Origin of the sequence: Microvirga sp. 2TAF3 (assembly GCF_052114965.1) — a bacterium.
Taxonomy (GTDB): Bacteria; Pseudomonadota; Alphaproteobacteria; order Rhizobiales; family Beijerinckiaceae; genus Microvirga.
Genome location: NZ_JBFRFT010000003.1, coordinates 110,856 through 129,764, shown reverse-complemented (window position 1 = coordinate 129,764; position 18,909 = coordinate 110,856). Strand labels below are relative to the sequence as shown.

General features: G+C 60.1%; 17 protein-coding genes. 7 read left to right on the top strand and 10 right to left on the bottom strand.

What is annotated here, in order from left to right:
- Nucleotides 1-539: 539 nt before the first annotated feature.
- Nucleotides 540-1,031, bottom strand: a complete 492-nt coding sequence (locus AB4Y97_RS04760; protein ID WP_441997868.1) for a PRC-barrel domain-containing protein — start codon at nt 1,029-1,031, stop codon at nt 540-542.
- A gap of 90 nt (nt 1,032-1,121) precedes the next feature.
- Here AB4Y97_RS04760 and AB4Y97_RS04755 point away from each other — a divergent pair, with 90 nt between their 5' ends.
- Both AB4Y97_RS04755 and AB4Y97_RS04750 read left to right on the top strand, forming a co-directional pair.
- Nucleotides 1,122-1,355 (top strand): hypothetical protein, encoded by a 234-nt coding sequence (locus tag AB4Y97_RS04755; RefSeq protein ID WP_441997867.1) that lies wholly within the window; start codon nt 1,122-1,124, stop codon nt 1,353-1,355.
- On the top strand, nt 1,355-2,227 hold the full coding sequence (locus AB4Y97_RS04750; protein WP_441998003.1) for an urea carboxylase-associated family protein: 873 nt from the start codon (nt 1,355-1,357) through the stop codon (nt 2,225-2,227). Before AB4Y97_RS04755 ends, AB4Y97_RS04750 begins: the two co-directional genes overlap by 1 nt.
- 85 nt (nt 2,228-2,312) lie before the next feature.
- Here AB4Y97_RS04750 and AB4Y97_RS04745 read toward each other — a convergent pair whose 3' ends face one another.
- The 7 genes from AB4Y97_RS04745 to AB4Y97_RS04715 form a co-directional block, all read right to left on the bottom strand.
- Nucleotides 2,313-3,137, bottom strand: coding sequence for an ATP-binding cassette domain-containing protein (locus AB4Y97_RS04745; protein ID WP_441997866.1), 825 nt, complete (start codon nt 3,135-3,137; stop codon nt 2,313-2,315).
- Nucleotides 3,106-4,089, bottom strand: coding sequence for an ABC transporter ATP-binding protein (locus AB4Y97_RS04740; RefSeq protein WP_441997865.1), 984 nt, complete (start codon nt 4,087-4,089; stop codon nt 3,106-3,108). Before AB4Y97_RS04740 ends, AB4Y97_RS04745 begins: the two co-directional genes overlap by 32 nt.
- Nucleotides 4,086-5,003, bottom strand: coding sequence for an ABC transporter permease (locus AB4Y97_RS04735; protein ID WP_441997864.1), 918 nt, complete (start codon nt 5,001-5,003; stop codon nt 4,086-4,088). Before AB4Y97_RS04735 ends, AB4Y97_RS04740 begins: the two co-directional genes overlap by 4 nt.
- Before the next feature lies 1 nt (nt 5,004).
- Nucleotides 5,005-6,012: an ABC transporter permease gene (locus tag AB4Y97_RS04730; RefSeq protein ID WP_441997863.1), complete on the bottom strand. Its 1,008-nt coding sequence runs from the start codon at nt 6,010-6,012 to the stop codon at nt 5,005-5,007.
- 111 nt (nt 6,013-6,123) lie between these two features.
- Nucleotides 6,124-7,713, bottom strand: coding sequence for an ABC transporter substrate-binding protein (locus tag AB4Y97_RS04725; protein ID WP_441997862.1), 1,590 nt, complete (start codon nt 7,711-7,713; stop codon nt 6,124-6,126).
- Between the two features lie 36 nt (nt 7,714-7,749).
- On the bottom strand, nt 7,750-8,415 hold the full coding sequence (locus AB4Y97_RS04720; RefSeq protein WP_441997861.1) for an AroM family protein: 666 nt from the start codon (nt 8,413-8,415) through the stop codon (nt 7,750-7,752).
- A 105-nt stretch (nt 8,416-8,520) separates the two neighbouring features.
- Nucleotides 8,521-9,423, bottom strand: a complete 903-nt coding sequence (locus AB4Y97_RS04715; RefSeq protein ID WP_441997860.1) for an AroM family protein — start codon at nt 9,421-9,423, stop codon at nt 8,521-8,523.
- A gap of 230 nt (nt 9,424-9,653) precedes the next feature.
- On the opposite strand from AB4Y97_RS04715, the gene AB4Y97_RS04710 reads away from it, so the two are divergent.
- On the top strand, nt 9,654-10,733 hold the full coding sequence (locus tag AB4Y97_RS04710; RefSeq protein WP_441997859.1) for a DUF917 domain-containing protein: 1,080 nt from the start codon (nt 9,654-9,656) through the stop codon (nt 10,731-10,733).
- Nucleotides 10,730-12,286, top strand: coding sequence for a hydantoinase/oxoprolinase N-terminal domain-containing protein (locus AB4Y97_RS04705; RefSeq protein ID WP_441997858.1), 1,557 nt, complete (start codon nt 10,730-10,732; stop codon nt 12,284-12,286). The genes AB4Y97_RS04710 and AB4Y97_RS04705 overlap by 4 nt, the downstream gene beginning before the upstream one ends.
- Nucleotides 12,287-12,447: 161 nt before the next feature.
- Here the strand turns inward: AB4Y97_RS04705 and galE are convergent, their stop codons facing one another.
- Together galE and AB4Y97_RS04695 are read right to left on the bottom strand one after the other, a co-directional pair.
- The gene (gene galE / locus AB4Y97_RS04700; RefSeq protein ID WP_441997857.1) at nt 12,448-13,473 is read right to left on the bottom strand and encodes a UDP-glucose 4-epimerase GalE; all 1,026 of its coding nucleotides are present in this window, start codon (nt 13,471-13,473) and stop codon (nt 12,448-12,450) included.
- Nucleotides 13,474-13,586: 113 nt separating this feature from the next.
- Entirely contained in the window at nt 13,587-14,072 is a 486-nt protein-coding gene (locus tag AB4Y97_RS04695; RefSeq protein WP_441997856.1) for a winged helix DNA-binding protein, read from the bottom strand.
- Between the two features lie 380 nt (nt 14,073-14,452).
- Between AB4Y97_RS04695 and AB4Y97_RS04690 the strand changes: the two genes are divergently transcribed.
- From AB4Y97_RS04690 to AB4Y97_RS04680, 3 genes are all read left to right on the top strand, one after another.
- Nucleotides 14,453-16,189: a type I secretion system permease/ATPase gene (locus tag AB4Y97_RS04690; protein WP_441997855.1), complete on the top strand. Its 1,737-nt coding sequence runs from the start codon at nt 14,453-14,455 to the stop codon at nt 16,187-16,189.
- A 13-nt stretch (nt 16,190-16,202) separates the two neighbouring features.
- Nucleotides 16,203-17,588, top strand: a complete 1,386-nt coding sequence (locus tag AB4Y97_RS04685; protein ID WP_441997854.1) for an HlyD family type I secretion periplasmic adaptor subunit — start codon at nt 16,203-16,205, stop codon at nt 17,586-17,588.
- Nucleotides 17,589-18,152: 564 nt separating this feature from the next.
- Entirely contained in the window at nt 18,153-18,893 is a 741-nt protein-coding gene (locus tag AB4Y97_RS04680) for a calcium-binding protein (protein WP_441997853.1), read from the top strand.
- The last annotated feature ends 16 nt before the right edge of the window (nt 18,894-18,909 follow it).

Genomic DNA, 18,909 nt, shown 5'->3' with positions numbered 1-18,909 from the left:
AGAAAATCTGCGGCGTCCACAGCCTTGTGCCGGAAACAAAACGCCCCAGCTGAGGGGGCTATCATTGTCCTCAGCCGAGGCGCATTGCGAATCGTCACCACGGGGGGGGCGGTGCGGTGGCCATTCGTGGCGGGCTATGCGCAACGCTCCCGCTCCGCACATCTTGAAACAGTCACCGTAAACAATTTGCCGCCGCCGCATCTAGGAATGCGATTGGCTTCACGAAAAGACATCGCCAATCGCATCCTCAAGCCCCATGAACAGGCTTGCGATAATGAGGCCGAAGGCGGCCAAGACAATTCCGAAGAAACATCGCAGGGTCCATCTCCAGATTCTACCAGAAAGCCTTTTCCCGCGACGTGCTGGCGAGGGTGAAAAACGATCGGTCGGTCCGGAATTCTGCCTAGGATCATTCCTAGCTGCACGTAGTCTATCTCATGAAGGAACTTGTCACGGCCGCATGCAGCCTGGGTCTTTTGGCCCACCATCCTCTTCTGATGAAAGGAGCCGTGTGGCTCCTTTCTTTGCCTTTCTCGATGTTACCGAGCGTACTTGAACTCAGGGGCGGCTTTCAGCTGATCTTTGGTCATGTTTAGCTCAGCGTGATCCGGAGCTGTGCGGTTTGCGGTACTGGGCTGACTTGACGTCACTGTTCCCGTCGTGGCCGGCGCATTCGGATTGGCTGTGGACGAGGTGGTCATGGAGCGCGGCTCGTTCGTGAACTTGATCTGGTCAAAGGGCACAGCCACGTCATGCTCGCCCATCCCCAGAAATCCGCCGACGCCGATGACTACCGCTTGGATTTTGCCGCTGTTATCGACGATCAGTTCGCTGATATCGCCGATCTTCTCATTGCTATTGTTGTAGACGTTCAATCCTTCGAGTTTCGAGGCGCGCCACTGGCCTGGCAGTTCCTGGGTCATCCAGTTGCTCGTATTCATCTGCCCGGATGAAGGCTGTGTCTGTGCCAGTACCGGGGCAGAAATCAAGGCCGTACCAAGAAGGGTAAGGACAAGATGCTTCGTAAGCATATGTTCCTCCATTGCAGAAAGATGCGGGGAGCCCCGCGTGCATGAACAACGGAAAGCTCCGCATTTCGTTCAAACTCCGGACAGGATTCGATGCTCAAGCCCGGCAAGCTTAACAAGAAATTCTTCACGGTCAGTGGCAAGGCGAAGGACGCGGGTAATTACCAAGTCCATGACAGCAAGAAGGGCATGCTGTCTTGCGCCGCCGGCAGGTCGGGCGCAGGTAAGGCCGCTCCAGCGTTCCGCTTCCGTCGATGGGGCTTCCCGCTAGCCACTCAGGTCCGCTTCTCTGTAGAGTGGCAGCGGATGGATTGCTGGAGATTCTGATGAAACTTGAAAAGGGTGAGCTGCCGGAACCGCTCGATGCAGAGGCGCGCCGGAAGGTTGTGCCTGTCATCTGCTATCCTACGGACAGTTTGGTTCCGCCTGATCTTGCGGCGTACCGCGCCGCCCGGGAAAGTTGGCAGAAGGTGGATGAGGTGATCGTGCCGCCGCGGGATGCACAATGCTTCGAGGTTCCCGCAGGCTGCTTTTTTCGCATCGTCTCTATCGAGGGCTCCCAAGTCGGAGACCTCAATCTGTGGGCGGCCAATGATCTCAATGAGCGCTTCTTCTCCGGCAAGACGAGAGCATTGCACGGCACGCACCTGTCCACCGGAGACCGGCTCTGGTCGTCCTTGCCGTATCTTCGGCCGATGGCGACGATCACACAGGACACGCTCGACTGGTATGGCTTCGATGAGTGGGGTGGCTCCGTCCATGACGTGATCGGCACGCGGTGCGATCCCTACACGCACCAGCTCCTCTCCGGTCATGACTACCATTATTGCTGCCACTCGAACCTGACGCGGGCTCTCGCCCATCGTCTGAACCGCCCCCTCGGAGCGGTTGAGCCTGCGGTGCACGATGTGCTCAATGTCTTCATGTGTACCGGCTTCACCCGCGATACGGGACAGTATTTCATGAAGGCCAGTCCCGTAAGGCCAGGCGATTTTCTTGAGTTCTTTGCTGAAATCGATCTGCTGGGCGCATTATCCGCTTGTCCCGGCGGTGATTGCAGCACCAAGCACTCCAGCGACGAGGCGGCCTGCCACCCCCTGCTCGTCGAGGTCTATAGGCCAAAGGCACCACCTGAGGGTTGGACCTCACCCGCACGTAATGGCTACAGCGGCGAACATGGAGATCGAGCGTCTTTGTAATCCGGCGCAGGGTAGGCGTTCCGAATTCGTCGAAGGTGCGGATTTTATTGCACCTGCGCCTGGAGCATTATCGCGAGGCCTGAGCCTAGATCTCCAGGCGCGGCAGGCGCGGGACGCTTTCGATCAGCTGGCGGGTATAGGCATTCTCGGGCACTTTGAAGACCGTTTCCGTGATGCCCCTTTCCAAGACCTTGCCGCGGTTCATGACGATGACTTCGTCGCAGAGATGCCTGACGACGGCGAGATTGTGCGAAATGAAGAGATAGGTCAGGTTCAGGCGCTGCCGCAGTTCCTGCAGGAACGTGATGATCTGGGCCTGCACGGAAACGTCGAGGGCTGACGTCGGTTCGTCTAGAACGAGCAGGCGCGGTTCGAGAGCGACGGCGCGGGCGATGCAGATGCGCTGCTTCTGCCCGCCGGATAATTCGTGCGGATAACGGTACCTGAAGGATTTCGGAAGGCTAACGATGTCGAGAAGCGCATCGACGCGGCGCTCGAGCTCGAGGCCGCGAATTTTCGTCTGAACCAGAAACGGCTCCGCTATCGCATCCCGGATCGTGTCGCGCGGATTGAGGGCGGAGTGCGGATTCTGAAAGACGATTTGCATATGCCGCCGCATCAGGCGCAAGGCCTCGCCGGATTTAGACGTCAGTTCCTCGCCGTCGAACAGGACCGTCCCCGAGGTCGGTTCGATCAGGCGCATCACGAGGCGTGCGACAGTGGACTTACCCGATCCCGACTCGCCGACGATGCCGAGAACCTTGCCCGAGCGGATATCGAGGGAAACGTCATCGACCGCGCGAAACTCCTTGCCGCCGGTCGTAAAGATCTTCGTGAGGCCCGTTGCGGAGAGAAGCGGCGCCTCGTGGGTTTCAGCCTTATGGAGAGGCATGATGGCAGGCGACGACATGATCGGCTCCGATGCTGCGCGTCTCGGGTTTCTCTTGGGTGCAGATCGCGGTGGCTCGCGGACAACGAGGATGGAAGCGGCATCCGGCAGGCGGGTTGATCAGGTTGGGGATCGTGCCGGGGATGGCCTCCAGCGGGCGTGTGTCGCCGTCGATCTCCGGCAAGGCCGCAAGCAGCCCGCGCGTATAGGGATGGCGAGGGCGAGTGAGAATGTCGTCCGCCGCCCCTTGTTCCACTACGGTTCCGGCATACATGACCGCGACACGCCGGGAGAGTGCTGCAATCGCGCCGACATCGTGGCTGATCATGACGACGGTCAGTCCGAGGCGATCCACGAGATCTCGCAGGAGTTTCAGGATCTGCGCCTGGATCGTGACGTCGAGAGCCGTCGTCGGCTCGTCCGCGATCAGAAGTTTCGGCTCTCCGGCGAGGGCCATCGCAATGAGAACGCGCTGACGCATGCCGCCGGAGAGCTGATGGGGATAGCTCCTGACGACACGATCCGCATCCGAGATCTGAACCTGTTCCAGCAGGTCCTTGCAGCGTTTCAGCCGCGCCGCGCGCGAGGGAGGCTTCGCAGCCTGCGCGCGGCTATGCGCGACGAGAACGTCGGAAAGCTGCCGTCCGATGGTGAGTAACGGATTGAGATAGGTCATGGGGTCCTGGAAGATCATCGAGATCTTCACCCCACGAATGTGCCGCCACTCGTCCTCGCTCAGTTCATCGAGCTTGGTTTTTTCGAACAGGATATGCCCGGAGACCCGCCTTGCCCGTCTCGGGCCGATGCCGAGGATCGAGCGCGCCAGAACCGTCTTGCCGCAGCCGCTCTCGCCGACGATGCCGAGCGTATCGCCCTGGTTCAACTTGATGTCGATGCCATCCAGAACCTTCAATGTGCCGTCGAAGGTCGGGATATCGAGGCGGTAGTTCTCGATGGAGAGCAAAGTCGTCATCGGCCACGGCTCCGGGGATCGAGGATGTCGCGCAGGCCGTCACCGAGAAGATTGAAGCCGAGAACCGTCAGGAAGATCGCCAGGCCTGGGAAGGCCGAATACCACCACCAGTCGGGCATATAGGTACGGGCAACGGAGATCATCGCCCCCCATTCCGGATGCGGAGGTTTCGCGCCCAGGCCGATGAAGCCCAGGCTCGCAGCCGACAGGATCGCCATGCCCATATCCATGCTGGCCTTGACGACAATGGGTGTCAGGCAATTCGGCAGGATATGGCGCCGCAGGATCCAGGGCGTTTTCGCACCGAGCGCGCGGGCGGCCTCAACGTGCAGTTCCTCCTTGATGGAAAGCGTCTTGGCTTCCACGAGGCGCACATAGCCGGGCCACCACACGACCGCGAGGGCGATCACGCAATTGGTGATGCCCGGACCGAGCGCCGCGACGATAGAGAGCGCAAGGGCAAGGCCGGGGACCGACAGGAACAGGTCGGTGATCCGCATGATCACCGCACGGATCAGACCGCCCTTGTACCCTGCAATGATGCCGAGCGGCACGCCAATGCCCGCACCGAGGCCGGTGATGACGATACCGATCCAGAGTGACGTCCTTGCGCCGACAATGACACGGGAGAGAATATCCGCCCCCATTTCATCGGTGCCGAAGAGGTGAGCGAAGCTGGGCGGCAGGAGACGCTGACCCAGTTTCACCGCACCCATCGTATCTTCGGGGTAAGGTGCGATCGATGGCCCGAAAGCCGCCAGGATCAGAAACAGCAGTACGAGCGCCAAGCCGAGCAAGGACGAGAAGCTGCCGGAAAAGAGATGCATGTAGAGCTGCCATTGCCGGATGGTGCTGGCATGGCGCTCGCGAAAGCTCGGGATCTGCACGGGGGCGCTTTGCAGGTCGGCAGACATCTCAGGCGCTCCTCAAGCGAGGATCGATCCAGGCATAGGCGAGGTCGACCAGAGTGTTGGCGATCATGAAGAAGAAACCGATCACGAGGGTGATGCCGACGACCGGCTTGAAGTCCGATGCAAGGGCCGAAGAGACCGCATAGAGCCCGATGCCCGGCCAGTCGAACACGGTTTCCACCAGCACGGTCGATCCGAGCATCCAGCCGAACCGCAGGCCGATCATGGCAAGCGTGGGCAACAGCGCATTCTTGAGCGCATAGATCGTTACGATTTTTGTTGCGCTGATGCCGTGTGCGCGGGCCGCGACGATATGATCCGATTGCAGAGCCTCGATCATCTCCGCCCTGTTCACACGCAGGATGGAGGCCATGCAGGGAAATGAAAGCACGATGGCGGGAAGGATGATGTGCGAGAGCGCGGCCCGGAACGTGTCGAACTGTCCCCGGAGCAGGCTGTCGACCAGAAGCAGATGGGTAATCGGTTCAGGCGGCAATTCGGTCAAGGGAAGGCGTCCCGAAACCGGCAGCCATTCCATGCGTACGGCGAAGAAGAGCTGCAGCAGAATGCCGAACCAGAAGGCGGGCAGCGCCACGCCCGAAATCGAGAAGATCCGGGTTGCCTGATCGAGGAAACGATCCTTGTAGACTGCGGACAACATGCCGAAGGGCACGCCGACGATGATCCCGAGCCCCATGGCGACGAGAACCAGCTCCAGAGTCGCAGGGACATAGCGGGCGAGTTCGTCGAGGACGGGACGGGTCGAGACGATGGAGCGGCCGAGATCTCCGGTGAGCAGATCGCGCATATAGATCACGAATTGCTCGTAGAGAGGACGGTTGAGGCCATATTCCTGACGGATCGTCTCCACCATATCGTTGGTGGCATCAGGCCCGGCGACAAGGCGCGCCGGATCTCCCGGCGCGACATTGGTGATGATGAAGGTCAGGGCCGCGAGGCCAAGCATGGTGCCGACGAGCACCATAAGCTTGCGGAGGGCAAACGAGATCATGGCGTCAAGTCCTTCCCACGAAGGATGCGTCATTCCACAAGGGGAGGGGGGCACGGCGGCCCCCATGCGCTTCGAAGGCGAGGTACCGCGGCAGGATCCAGGTTGCCATCCTCACTTCGCGTCGATCCAAAGCGGGTAGAGATCGACCTCGCCGGTAAACCGCACTGGGCTGAACACGAACCCCTTGAGATAGTCCCGGTGCGCCCAGCGCCGGTTCTGCATCATGCCGAACACCTCGGGCTGGTCTTCGACAATCTGGTTCTGGATCTCCGCATAGAGCTTCGAGCGCTCGTTCCAGTCGCTGCTGCGCCGGGCCGTGTCGATCTTCGCCGCCACCTCCGGGTTCTTGTAGAACGACATGGCGAAGTACTGGCCATAGGAGTTCGGGTGATACTGATAAGCCACCGCATCCGGGTCGGTCGAAATCGGGGTGACGTAAACCGACGTCATGGCTGGAGAGGTTTCCACCTTGGCGCCTTTGGCGACCATGTTGGGCCATTGCTCGGGGCGCAGATCGACCTTGATGTTGAGAGACGCCAAATTGTCGAGGAGCAGGAGGCCGATGCGGCGGGCTTCTTCCAGTCCGGCGACGTGGTAATATTCCAGCGTCAGGCCGCCATTGGGATATTTCGACTTGGCGAGATATTCCTTCGCTTTGGCCAGATCCTGGCGCGGCATGTTCGGAACATTGACATAGCCGCGCAGCGCATTCGGGAACGGGCTCGTCTGGAGTTTCGCTGCGCCATTATAGATCTGCACGAGGCCGTCGTAGTCGAGGGCGTAGGCGATGGCCTTGCGCAGGTTCTTGTCCGCCGTCGGGCCTTCCTGGTTGTTGAACTTGATGCTGAAGGTCGTCATGCCCGGGTGATCCTGGATCGTCACTCCGCGCTGCTTTGCGATCTGGACATAGTCGTCCGGCGTCAAACCTTCGGCGATGTCGACCTCGCCGCGAAGGAGAGCCGCCTTCTGGGCCGCCGGCTCACGCACGATCCTGTAGATCACGCCGGCAGGACGGTTGGCTTCCGCCTGCGGCCAGCCCTTCCAGTAATCCTTGACCGCTTCGATCTCGTAGAGAACATTAGGCTCCCAGCGTTTCAGCTTGAACGGACCGGATCCGGCCGCGTGCTCGGTCAGCCATTTCTGGCCGTAATCGCCATCGACCTCATTGGCCTTCACTTCCTTGGGATTGACGACATACCACCAGGGCAGGAAGGACAGGAACGCGGAGTAAGGGGTTTTCAGATTGAAGCGGACGGTACGCGGGTCCACGACCTCGATGCTTTCCGGCTCGAGAAAGTCCTTGAGCATCCAGGCAACGCCCTTGTTGAGCTTCAGGCCGCGCTCGAAGGAATAGCGGATAGCCTCCGCATCGACGGGATCGCCGTTGTGGAATTTCGCATTGGCGGCCAGATGGAACGTCCAGGTCCTGCCATCCTGGCTCGCCTCCCAGCGCTCGGCCAGCCACGGCTTGATCTCCGCCGGATCGCCTTCGTATTTCACCAGCGCGTCATAGACCGCCTGCTGCATCATGCGTGTCGACCAGTCGTAGCGCACATGAGGATCGAGGACGGGAATCTGCTGCCTGCCTCCGAACACGATAATCTTGCCGTCTCCCACCCGCTCGAAAGCAGCGGCGGGCTGCGCCTGCACCATTCCCGCCATGAGACTTGCTGCGGCAACGCCGAAAATCCAGTTCCTCATCGTTCTCTCCGGTTCCCTTGTGGTTATGGATTGTGTTCAAACGATTTGCCGGATCGCTCCGGAAACGATACGTCGTGACAGAAGGACGGGCGCGGAGATCGCGCGGCGGACTTCCTCGCGCATGGCACCCGAGTATCCCATGCAGTGCATGATCACGAGATCGCAATCGGCAAGCACTGCCGCCTTTGCTGCCATGTCGTCTCCCGCATAGGGCGAAGCCGCCGCCAGCTTCGGTGTCGAGGTGAAGACATGGCGCTTGGGAAATTCTTCGATCTGGCGCTCGAGGGGCAGAAGGACGCCGAGGCGCTGGGACGAGGCCGCCATCGCCTCCACCATGGAATCGACGATGCGCTGGGCTTCGATCATCAGCGTCTTGCGGAGAGGCTTCACGTGCGTGCCCGTGCATAGCAGCACCACGGCATCAAAACCTTCGCCGTCGATCCGGCCGAGCAATTCTTCCAGGTGAACCTCGACACGTTCCTTGGAAATCGTGATCTCGCGTCCGTCGCGGCGGCGGGTGGCGAAGGAAGTCTCGCCTGCGAGGGGAGACAGGGCCTGGATCTCGGGCTCCGAGAGGGCGTCGAGAGCCCCGAACTCGACGGCTTCGACATCGCCGCCGATATCCGCCAGCATCTCCGGCACAATGTCATCCCTTGGGCTCTCGCCGATCGTTACGAATGCAAGCCGCAGCCTTTTCGTCATCACTCAATCCCGCCTTAAGACAGGAAGCAGGCTAACGTTTGATTTCCAGATCAAGCTATAGGGGATTGCCCGTAGTGAGAGCATGCCCGGAATTTGGGCAATTGCTCACAGGCCCGGATGTTCTGCCGAAACGACGAGCCGGATGAGGGCGCCCGTGGATGTGACTTCCATCTTGCTCATGACTTTCGAGCGATGAATTTCCACCGTCTTCGGGCTGATCCCGAGCTGGCGGCCGATCGCCTTGTTCGACAAGCCTTCGGCCGCCAGGGAGAGAACCTGGCGTTCCCTGGGCGTGAGCCGCTGGAGGCGCTCGGCCAGAATGGGCGAGGCATGGTAAGAGCGTGGGACTTCCCGGCGTCCATCCAGGAGCAGACGCATGGCGCCTGCGACGATGCGTCGGGCCAGCACCACGGGCTTGCCGCTGGCGCGAGCCACCATCGCCCTGTCCGCCTCGGTATAACCGACCGAATTCAAAACGATGATCTCGCTCTCCGCGAGGTCGACGAGGGCCTCGGCGAGGGCACCCCGGTCGCCGGGAGAGGCATGGCTCATCAGCACCCGGTAGGCGGAGAGGGCAGGCACCTCCACCTCATAGACCTGTTGCGCGAGGGGTTGCACGATTCCGATGGCCGTGCCCTGGGACGCCAGAGCCAGGATGCCGGACTCGATGGCGCGTTGCGCATTCACGGTCGGGCAGCGGCTGTCGAACTCCCGAAACAGCCCGGTCGAGAGGATGACGACCAGATCGAAATCGTAAGGCGCGAACCGGGAAACGATGGCGGCCATGCGCTCGGCGATGCGCGGCTTCGAAAGGACGATATCGCTGCCATCAGCCAGGCGGGTGATGATCGCCTGCTCGGAGGTCCTGGGGGTAAGGGCCGCGATCTCGACATCCGAAAGGCCATCGAGGCCGCCGAACTCGGTCGCTGCGATGGGAAGGTCGAGCTGGGAGAGCATATCCGGCACGATATCGAGGCGCGGCGTCTGTCCAACACTCACGAAAGCCACGCGCAGCATATCCGGCTTTTCGCTTATGTGCATCTTTGTTGCAGTCCAATCCGCCCAGATGCCGACCCCTAGTGCCGACCCTATGACTTGTATAGCGATGACAAGACGGGGGACAAGCGCGTACGCGCACGAGCGCGCTCGAAGACGCATGAACCCGGATTAGGTGTACACCCTTATTTCGGCCGGCAGACGGGGCCGGTACCGTTCCCATCATCACCGGAGGGAGCGCAATGATCCGTGAGTTCGGGGCAGACGAAATTGATCCTTTGGCTATCGGAGCCTGGATTCTAGGGACCGGCGGCGGCGGCAGTCCCTATCTTGCCCAGCTTAATCTGAAACAGCTTTACGCCCAGGGGAGACCTTGCCGGCTGATCGATCCCCTGGCTCTGGACGATGACGACTATGTCGCGGTCGTGTCCAAGATGGGCGCACCCCTGGTGGGCCAGGAGCGTCTGGTCGACCCTGCTCATCTCGCACGCGCGGTGCAGGTGATGGAAGATTACATGGGGAAGAAATTCCGCGCGATCATGAGCGTCGAGATCGGTGGCGGCAATGCCATCTCGCCCTTCCTCGCCGGCGCCATTCTCGACCTTCCCGTGGTCGATGCCGATGCGATGGGCCGCGCCTATCCGGAAGCCCAGATGACGAGCTTCGCGATCGGTGATCTGCAAATGTATCCGCTGAGCCTTGTCGACTGCCGCGACAACGAAGTCGTGGTGGCGCGAGCCGCTTCCTGGAAATGGATGGAGCGCATTTCGCGCAATGTCTGCACGGAGGTCGGATCTACCTCTGCGACTTGCAAGGCTCCGCGCACCGGAAAGGAAGTGAAGGAATGGGGCGTGCTTCACACGGTCACCAAGGCCACCCGCCTCGGCCAGGCCGTGCTCGATGCCCGCGCCGCCCATGCCGATCCGATTGCCGCCGTTCTGGCCCATGAAGGAGGCAAGGTCGTGTTCAAGGGCAAAGTCGCGGATGTGGAGCGTCGGACGACCGGCGGCTTTCTTCGCGGCAAGGCCATTCTCGACGGGCTCGATACGGATCGCGGCAGCAAGCTCGAACTCGCCTTCCAGAACGAATGGGCCGTCGGGTTCCGCGATGGGGCGCCCATCGTCATGACGCCGGATCTCATCTGCGTGCTCGACACGGTTTCCGGCGAGGCGATCGGAACGGAAACGCTCCGCTACGGACAGCGGGTCACGGTCATCGCTCTGCCTGCACCCGAAGTTCTGCTCACGCCCAAAGGCATCGATCATGTCGGCCCCCGGGCTTTCGGTTACGACCTCGACTTCAAATCGGTATTCGCAGCATGAAGCGCATCGGCATTGACGTTGGCGGCACCAATACGGATGCCGTTCTGATCGACTCCACGACAGTTCTGGGAGCCGTCAAATCCCCAACGACACCGGATGTCATGTCCGGCGTCGTGAAGAGCATCGAACGTCTGGTCAAGATGCAAGGCGACGGACCGCTCGATGTTGACGCCGTCATGATCGGCACGACGCATTTCACCAATGCGGTGGTCGAGCGCGCGCGCCTCGACCGGGTGGCTGCGATCCGGATCGCCATGCCGGCCTCCGCCTCCCTGCCACCCCTGGTCGACTGGCCGCAGGACCTGCGCGCCGCCGTCGATCCGCTCAACTTCATGGTGAGAGGCGGACATGAATATGACGGCCGTCCGCTTGTCCCGCTCGACCGCGAGGCGATCCGCGATGCGGCATCGAAGATTCGCGATGCAGGTGTGACGGCTATCGGGATTGCGGCCCTGTTCTCGCCGTTGACGGCGGAGTGCGAGCTGGAAGCGGCCGAGATCGTAGCCTCGATCATCCCCAATGCCAGGATTACGCTCTCGCACCGGCTCGGACGCATTGGCTTGCTGGAGCGGGAAAACGTGACCCTGCTCAACGCTTCGCTGCAGACTCTCGGAACGTCGACGGTAGAGGCCTTCCGGAACGCTCTTGCAAGCGTCGGGATCCGGGCACCCTTCTATCTCACGCAGAACGACGGCACGGTGGTGCTGGCCGAGATCGCCGCCACCAACCCGGTCTATAGTTTCGCATCGGGTCCGACCAATTCGATGCGGGGCGCCGCGTTCCTGTCCGGTCGCGAAGACGGGATGGTCATCGACGTTGGCGGAACGACCAGCGATATTGGTTGTCTCGTGAACGGATTCCCGCGGGAGGCGAACAACATCGTCGAAGTCGGCGGCGTGAGAACCCTCTTCCGCATGCCCGATCTCCTCCCCATGGCGCTCGGCGGCGGGACGATCATCGATCCGGAAACCGGTAAGATCGGTCCCCGCAGCGTCGGCTATCGCATCACGGAGAAAGCTCTCGTTTTCGGCGGCGATATTTTGACGACGACGGATATCGCCGTTGCAGCGGGAATTGTGGAAATAGGCGATCGCGAGCGCGTCAAGCATCTGAATCGCGCCATGGTCGAAAAACACCTCAGAGGCATTCATGCCATGATCGAGGACGGTGTCGACCGGATGAAGACATCGGCCGGCGACATGCCGATCATCGTGGTCGGGGGCGGAGCGTTCCTCGTGCCCGAGATGCTGGCGGGCGTGAGCGAGGTCATTCATGTGCCGCATGCCGGTGTCGCCAATGCTCTCGGCGCCGCGATGGCTCAAGTCTCCGGCGAGGTCGACCAGGTCTTCTCGGGAATGAGCCGCGAGGCTGCCCTTGCTGCGGCCCAGGAGATCGCGACGCGCAGGGCGGTGGAGGCCGGAGCCGATCTTGCGACAATCAGTTTGGTCGAGGCGGAAGATATTCCGATCGCATATCTTCCGGGCGATGCCCGCCGCGTAAGGGCCCGCGTCGTGGGCACGATCGGTCAGCTGGGGATGAAGCTGGTCGCATAGCGTTGAATGGAACGTTAAACGTCGAAGGGGGCCTTGGGCCCCCTTCTTATTTTCATTGAGTTTTCATTTATCGGCATTGCATGCCGAAGTCGCGGACCGGAGGGAATTCCTCCGATTGGATATCGGCTTCTCAGGACGTCCTCTGTCCTATCGCGGACCTTTCACGCGACGCGGACCAATTCCTCGGAAGCGGCGTGCGGTCCCTCGAAACCTGTTGGATTGGCGGAACGCCAATTCCAAGCCGTTCTTACGATATCATCGAGCAGGGGGTATTGCGGCGCCCATCCGGTATCCTGGCGCAGGCGCGCATTCGATGCGACCAGAACCGGCGGATCGCCGGCCCGCCGTGGTCCGATCTTGTACGGCACTTTGAGGCCCGAGATGCGCTCGACGGATTCGATCACCTGCCGAACGGAGTAACCGGTGCCGTTGCCCACATTATAACGACCGCTGAGCCCGGCCTCGAGGCGATCGAGGATGCGAAGATGGGCATCCGCCAGGTCGGTGACGTGGACGTAATCACGAACAGCAGTGCCGTCGATCGTATCGTAGGTGTCTCCGAAAATGGTCAGCTCGGGACCCAAGCCGAGAGCGGCGTTGATCGTCAGGGGAATCAGATGCGTTTCGGGGTCGTGGTCCTCCCCGATCCGACCTTTCGGATCGGCGCCCGCGGCATTGAAATAGCGAAGGGCTGCCCAGCGGAGTCCATGAATCTGTTGCGCCCATTCGAGCCCCCGCTCCGCCATGAGCTTCGATTCGCCATAGGGTGACAGGGGGGCGAGTTTGGAATCTTCATCGATCGGGATGCGGTCGGGAGTGCCGAACAGTGCTGCGGTCGATGAAAGCACGAAGCGATTGCATCCGGATTTGATGGCCGCTTCCGCGACGCGAAGCGTGTTGCTCACGTTCTCCGCGATATAGAGAAGGGGTTCACGCATGCTTTCCCCCACGAGGGAGCGCGCTGCAAAGTGAACGATGCCATCGAACCGCCAAGCCGCGAAGATCTCCTGAAGACGCCTGCGATCAGCGATATCCTCGACGATCAGCTCGACGTTTGGAGGCAATGCTGCGCGATGTCCCTGCGAGAGATCATCGAGCACGACAACCTCGTCGCCGCGTTCGACGAGCGCAAGGACAGTGTGGCTGCCGACATATCCGGCGCCACCGGTAACGAGAAACCTGGCCATATTCTGGACCTTTGACGGATGTTGTCCAAAGCAGCGCGAGACTACTGAGGCACGTCTATTGAGCGGGACCGAAGAGATGAGGAGAGGGAGGTCGTTCTTGCGAAAATCGTACTTTAGACGATTTGGGTTTCTCCATATCGCAGAGCGCTCGTCCAGACATTCTCGAGACGCTTCAGGGTCTTGAAGGCGATTTCGAGTTCGCGTTTTTCTTCCGCATTGCGCGCGACCAGACGATGATAGGACTCGTCCATCTTTCGGACTGCTTCACAGAGCTTGCGCCCTTTCTCCGACAGGCGGATGCGTGCGGAACGCCGGTCCCGCTCGGACGCACTGCGGTCGACGTAACCCGTTTCGACAAGTCTCTTGAGGTTATACGAGGCGTTTGATCCCAGATAATAGCCTCGATCGATGAGATCGCGAACGGTCAGTTCGTCACCGCCGATGGTGAACAGCATCATGACTTGTGACGGGCTTAGATCGTCGACGCCAAGCCGTCCGAGATCGAGCCGGAACAAGTCGAGATAGCGGCGGTGAACACGCTCGACGACCCGCACCAGATCGAGATGCGACACCGTGAATGAATCTTCGGATGACGGCATCGGATTCGTTCTGAGAGATGAGGGCATCGAGGGTTGCGTTAATGGAGGGAGGTGCGAGAGGCCGCTGGATGACACTTCCCGAAAATACTTCATCTCTTTGCTGAATTTATGTTCCATGCCTTCTCCTGCCACGCTCTAGAGTGATTGGTTCGAAATTCGAACTATTTCCGAGGCTATTTCCCTAAACTTTTAAGTTGTAACATTTTATATTGTTTATAGAGATCGACCTATTCTAGGGTGACATTCCGTGTGAGCAGTATATGCTGGCGAGGTGATTTGTCGAGACGTAAAGTAATTGGAAATAATCCTATGTTTGCAGTAGTTGATTACTCGCCTATCGTCACATTTTCGTCGAAAACGGCACTACAGGAATGGTTCGCATGAGCAAGGCGACCGTCTCCGGAAATGCTGCGGATCTCATCCATCGCGGCCGCAAAGCATTCATCATGGGCCTCGTCTATGCGGGCCTTTTGAGCGCGATCATCAATTTGCTGCAGCTCACTGTGCCCCTCTTCATGCTTCAGGTGCATGATCGGATCGTGAACAGCCAAAGCTTCGATACGCTGACGATGCTGATCGCCATCGCAGGTGTCGGACTTGTCCTTTTCGGCATTCTCGATTTCGTGCGCGCGCTGACCTTTCAGGTCATGGGAAGCATTCTGATTCGTAAGTTGAATTTACCAGTGTTGCAGGCGGCGGTTTCAGCCTCCGTGCAACATGGGGCTGCACGTGCCGGCCAAGCGATACGCGATCTGAATGACATACGATCTTTCATTACAGGCAATGCGATCGGTGTCCCGCTCGAGGCGATCTGGTGCCCGATTTTCCTTGCGGTGCTGTTTGCCCTGCATCCGCTCTATGGACTGGTGGCGCTTGTTTCGGCGACGCTCCTCGTGGTGCTGAGTCTCATTTCCGATCTCCTCACGAGGCGGACTCTCAAACAGGCAAACGAGGCCACAATCGGGGGGATCGGCGAGATCAGCGCCAGCCTGCGCCATGCGGAGGCCATCGAAGCCATGGGCATGCTGCCGGCGTTGGCCCGACGCTGGCGCGGTGCCCAAATCCGCGCGCTCGACCTCCTCGATATGGCGACGAAACGCGGACGTGCTTTGTCGTCCCTGACGCGCACATGCCGCTACATGATGCAGATCGCTGTGCTGTCGGTAGGCGCCACTCTCGTCATCAAGCAGGAGGTGAGTCCCGGCTCCATGGTGGCCTCCAGCATCATCATGGGGCGTCTGCTTCTGCCTTTCGACTCCATGGTAGATGGCTGGCGGCAATGGGTTTTCGCCTTAGCCGCCTGGAAGCGCGTTCGCGATCTCCTCGAAAACGAAATGCCTAGCCGCGATACAAGGCCGACGCCGCGCACAACGGGAGATCTGACGGTCGATCGCCTCATCTACGCTCCTCCGGGGTCGGATGTGCCGGTTCTCAAAGGGATCTCATTTTCGCTCTCGCCGGGTGAGGTACTTGGTATCGTGGGACCCTCGGCCGCCGGCAAGTCGACTCTCGCGCGCCTTCTGGTCGGTGTGCTTAAGCCGACGACGGGGGGAATCTATCTCGACGGACACAACGTCTTCCTGTGGGAGCGCGACTCATTTGGTGACATGGTCGGCTACCTGCCGCAAACGATATCGCTTCTCGACGGGTCGATCCGCGAGAACATCGCCCGCATGCAGAATGCGGATCCGCGACTTGTGCTTGAGGCCGCACGCCTTGCCGATGTGCACAACATGATCGGGCGTTTCCCCTTGGGCTACGATACGCGCCTCGGGGACAGTAGCTTCATGCTCTCGGGCGGCCAACGTCAGAGGATCGCCCTTGCGAGAGCGCTCTATGGCAGGCCCCGCCTCATCGTGCTGGATGAGCCCAATGCCAACCTGGATACGGAGGGGGAAAGAGCTCTCATCCGGGCCATCGAGGCTGCACGCGCGGATGGAGCGATCGTCATCCTGATCGCCCACCGCCCGTCCATCATGCAGGTAGTCGACAAGCTTCTGGTCTTGCAGGACGGACGGATATCCCAGTTCGGTCCGCGTGCTTCGGTCATCGACATAAACGAACGCAACGAGAAGATCGCCAAGGCCGTCACGGACAATGCAGCGCAGGCGATTTAAGGGGACGGGCGCTATGGGAAGCACTGAAATCCTTGTTCAAAGCCGAAAGGCGCTTATTGCCGATCCCGTAGACGATCAGAGAAACTGGGTGGAGCGGTTCGAGGGCGAAGAACGGGGCGGGCCATCGTTCCGTATGCCCTTCATTGCAGGAATGACGGCGATCATTGCAGGCGTCGGCGGGTTCGTGGGTTGGGCTTTCGCCGCACATCTGGACAGCGCCGCCGTGGCGACAGCCACGGTCATCGTCGATTCCAAACGCAAAACAGTGAGTCATCTGGAAGGCGGCATCCTGAAAACGCTGCTCGCCCAGGAGGGCGATGTGGTTCAGGCCGGGCAGCCCCTGGTGCGTCTGGACGATACGCGTGCCAAGGCGGATCTTGAGCAGTTGCGCGCGAAACGGATAGGCCTCGAAGCGCGGCTTGTCCGTCTGCGGGCAGAGCAATCGCATCTCAAGGACATTGCATTTCCGGATCAGTTATCGGCATTTCCCAGTCCGATTGCCGCGGAGGTGATCGGTGCGGAACGGAAGGTTTTCTTCTCCCGTCGCCAGATGTTCGATCGCAGGGTGGAGATCCAGCATAAGACCGTCGAACAGCAGGAGGCGGAACTCGGCGCGATCCGGGCTCAGACTGAGGCGAATACGCGTCAATCCGAATTGCTTGGGCGCGAGCTGAGTGCGGTCGCAAGCCTGGTCGAAAAGGGGTATGCCCCGCGACCGCGTCTGACGGAAATGCAGACACGGGAAAGCGAACTGGCCGGGCGCGCCGCCGAGCTTGTCGCCCGCAAAGCGAAGGCCGAACAGGCCAAGGCTGCCGCCGAACTGGAGATCCTCTCGATAGAGAACGATTTCCAGCAACAGGTTGCCGTCGATCTTCAGGCCGCGCAGCTTGAACTGGCGGACACGATGGAGCGAATGAACGCTGCGACTGACGTGTTGCGCCGAGTCGAGGTCATCTCGCCGCAGAACGGCGTCGTCACCAACATTCGGACGAGAACGCCGGGTGGCGTCATTGCGCCGGGGCAGCCGATACTCGACATCGTGCCGGAGAACGAGCCTTTGATCGTCGAAGCGAAAGTAGGTTTGCGCGATATCGACTCCGTGCGCGTCGGGGCGCCGGTCCAGGTGCGGCTGACCGCCTACAACAACCGCAGTACGTCACCGCTTTCGGGAACGCTGACTTATCTCTCCGCGGACCAGCAGATCGACGAACGTAACGACTCCGCGTTTTTCGTCGCGCGTGCCTCAATCCTTCCAGAGAGCCTGGCCGCCAATCCGGCGACCAGACTCTATCCGGGGATGCCGGCTGAGGTGCTGATTCTGAATAAGCCACGCCGTGCCATCGACTATCTTCTCGCTCCGATCACGGAAAGCTTCAATCGCGCCTTCCGCGAAGAATAGAAACCGCGAGATCCAGCCGCACGTTCGTGCTGCCTGAAATGAACTGGTCGCTATCAGCGGCCCGCTCTTGAAGCATCATGAGCGGCCGCCGCGGCTGCGTATGGCTTGGATACCGTCGGCGCTCATGAAGAAGCATTGCTTCTCGCAGACGCTTGTCGGCCGAGCGCGCCGAGCATGAAGATCTTTATCCGAACAGCCCTTGAACCGAGCCCGGCAGCAAGTGTCCATGAATGCGTCTGGTTTTCGACAAATAGAAAATACCTGCCACTACAATGGAAATGAATTGTTTCAAAATTCAAAACAATTCATTTTTAAAATAAAAATATAGTAATAACTTAAATATCTGAATTTATATAAAGTATATCACTGATATGAGATGTGCTTTTTGTTTCAAATAATTCTTTACAATGCATCTCATATTCACCAATGTTGCGGTGCGGCGAATGGCGAATACGAATCTAATGGACTATAAAATCTGAATTTATTCGTTGTGCGTTCGCTCGCTCTGATCGACGCGATCCGGCGGGCAGGCGTCCCTCCGGCCCAAACATCAAGGAGATAGACATGGCGACTCTTGAGGGTGGTGCCTTCCACGATGTCCTGCACGGGACCAACTCCCCCGACGTGATCTTCGGGCACGGGGGCAACGATTTGATCTTCGGCGGAAACGGAAACGATGCACTCTTCGGAGACGAGGGCGATGACGTTCTGTTCGGCGGAAACGGAGATGATGCGCTGTTCGGAGGTACGGGAAACGATATCCTCTTCGGCGGCAACGGCAACGACCTTCTGCAGGGCGGCGCAGGTGACGATATCCTCTTCGGCGGCAATGGCGACGATATCCTTCAGGGCGGTGCCGGCAACGATGTGCTCGATGGCGGCTCCGGCGACGACATCCTCCAGGGTGGCGATGGCGATGACGCTCTTGATGGTGGCTCGGGGAACGACCTGCTGCAGGGTGGCGCTGGAGACGACGTGCTGCGCGGCGGTTCGGGCAACGACATTCTCGATGGCGGCGCCGGCGACGATGTCCTGATCGGCGGCTCCGGTCGCGATGTCTTCGTGTTCTCCGGTGGCGGCGGCAACGATGTCGTCATGGACTTCAAGGTCGGCGAGGATCTGCTCCAGATCTCCAAGGGGATCAACGGCACTGATATCGCGACCGCAGAGGATCTTGCTGATCGTCTGCATCAAGTGGGCAGCAACACCCTCGTCGATCTCGGCAACGGGGACACGATCACGCTCGTCAATGTCAATGCCGACGACATTCAGCACAACCCAGGTGACTACTTCACCATCCATTAATGCGATCAGGCACCGC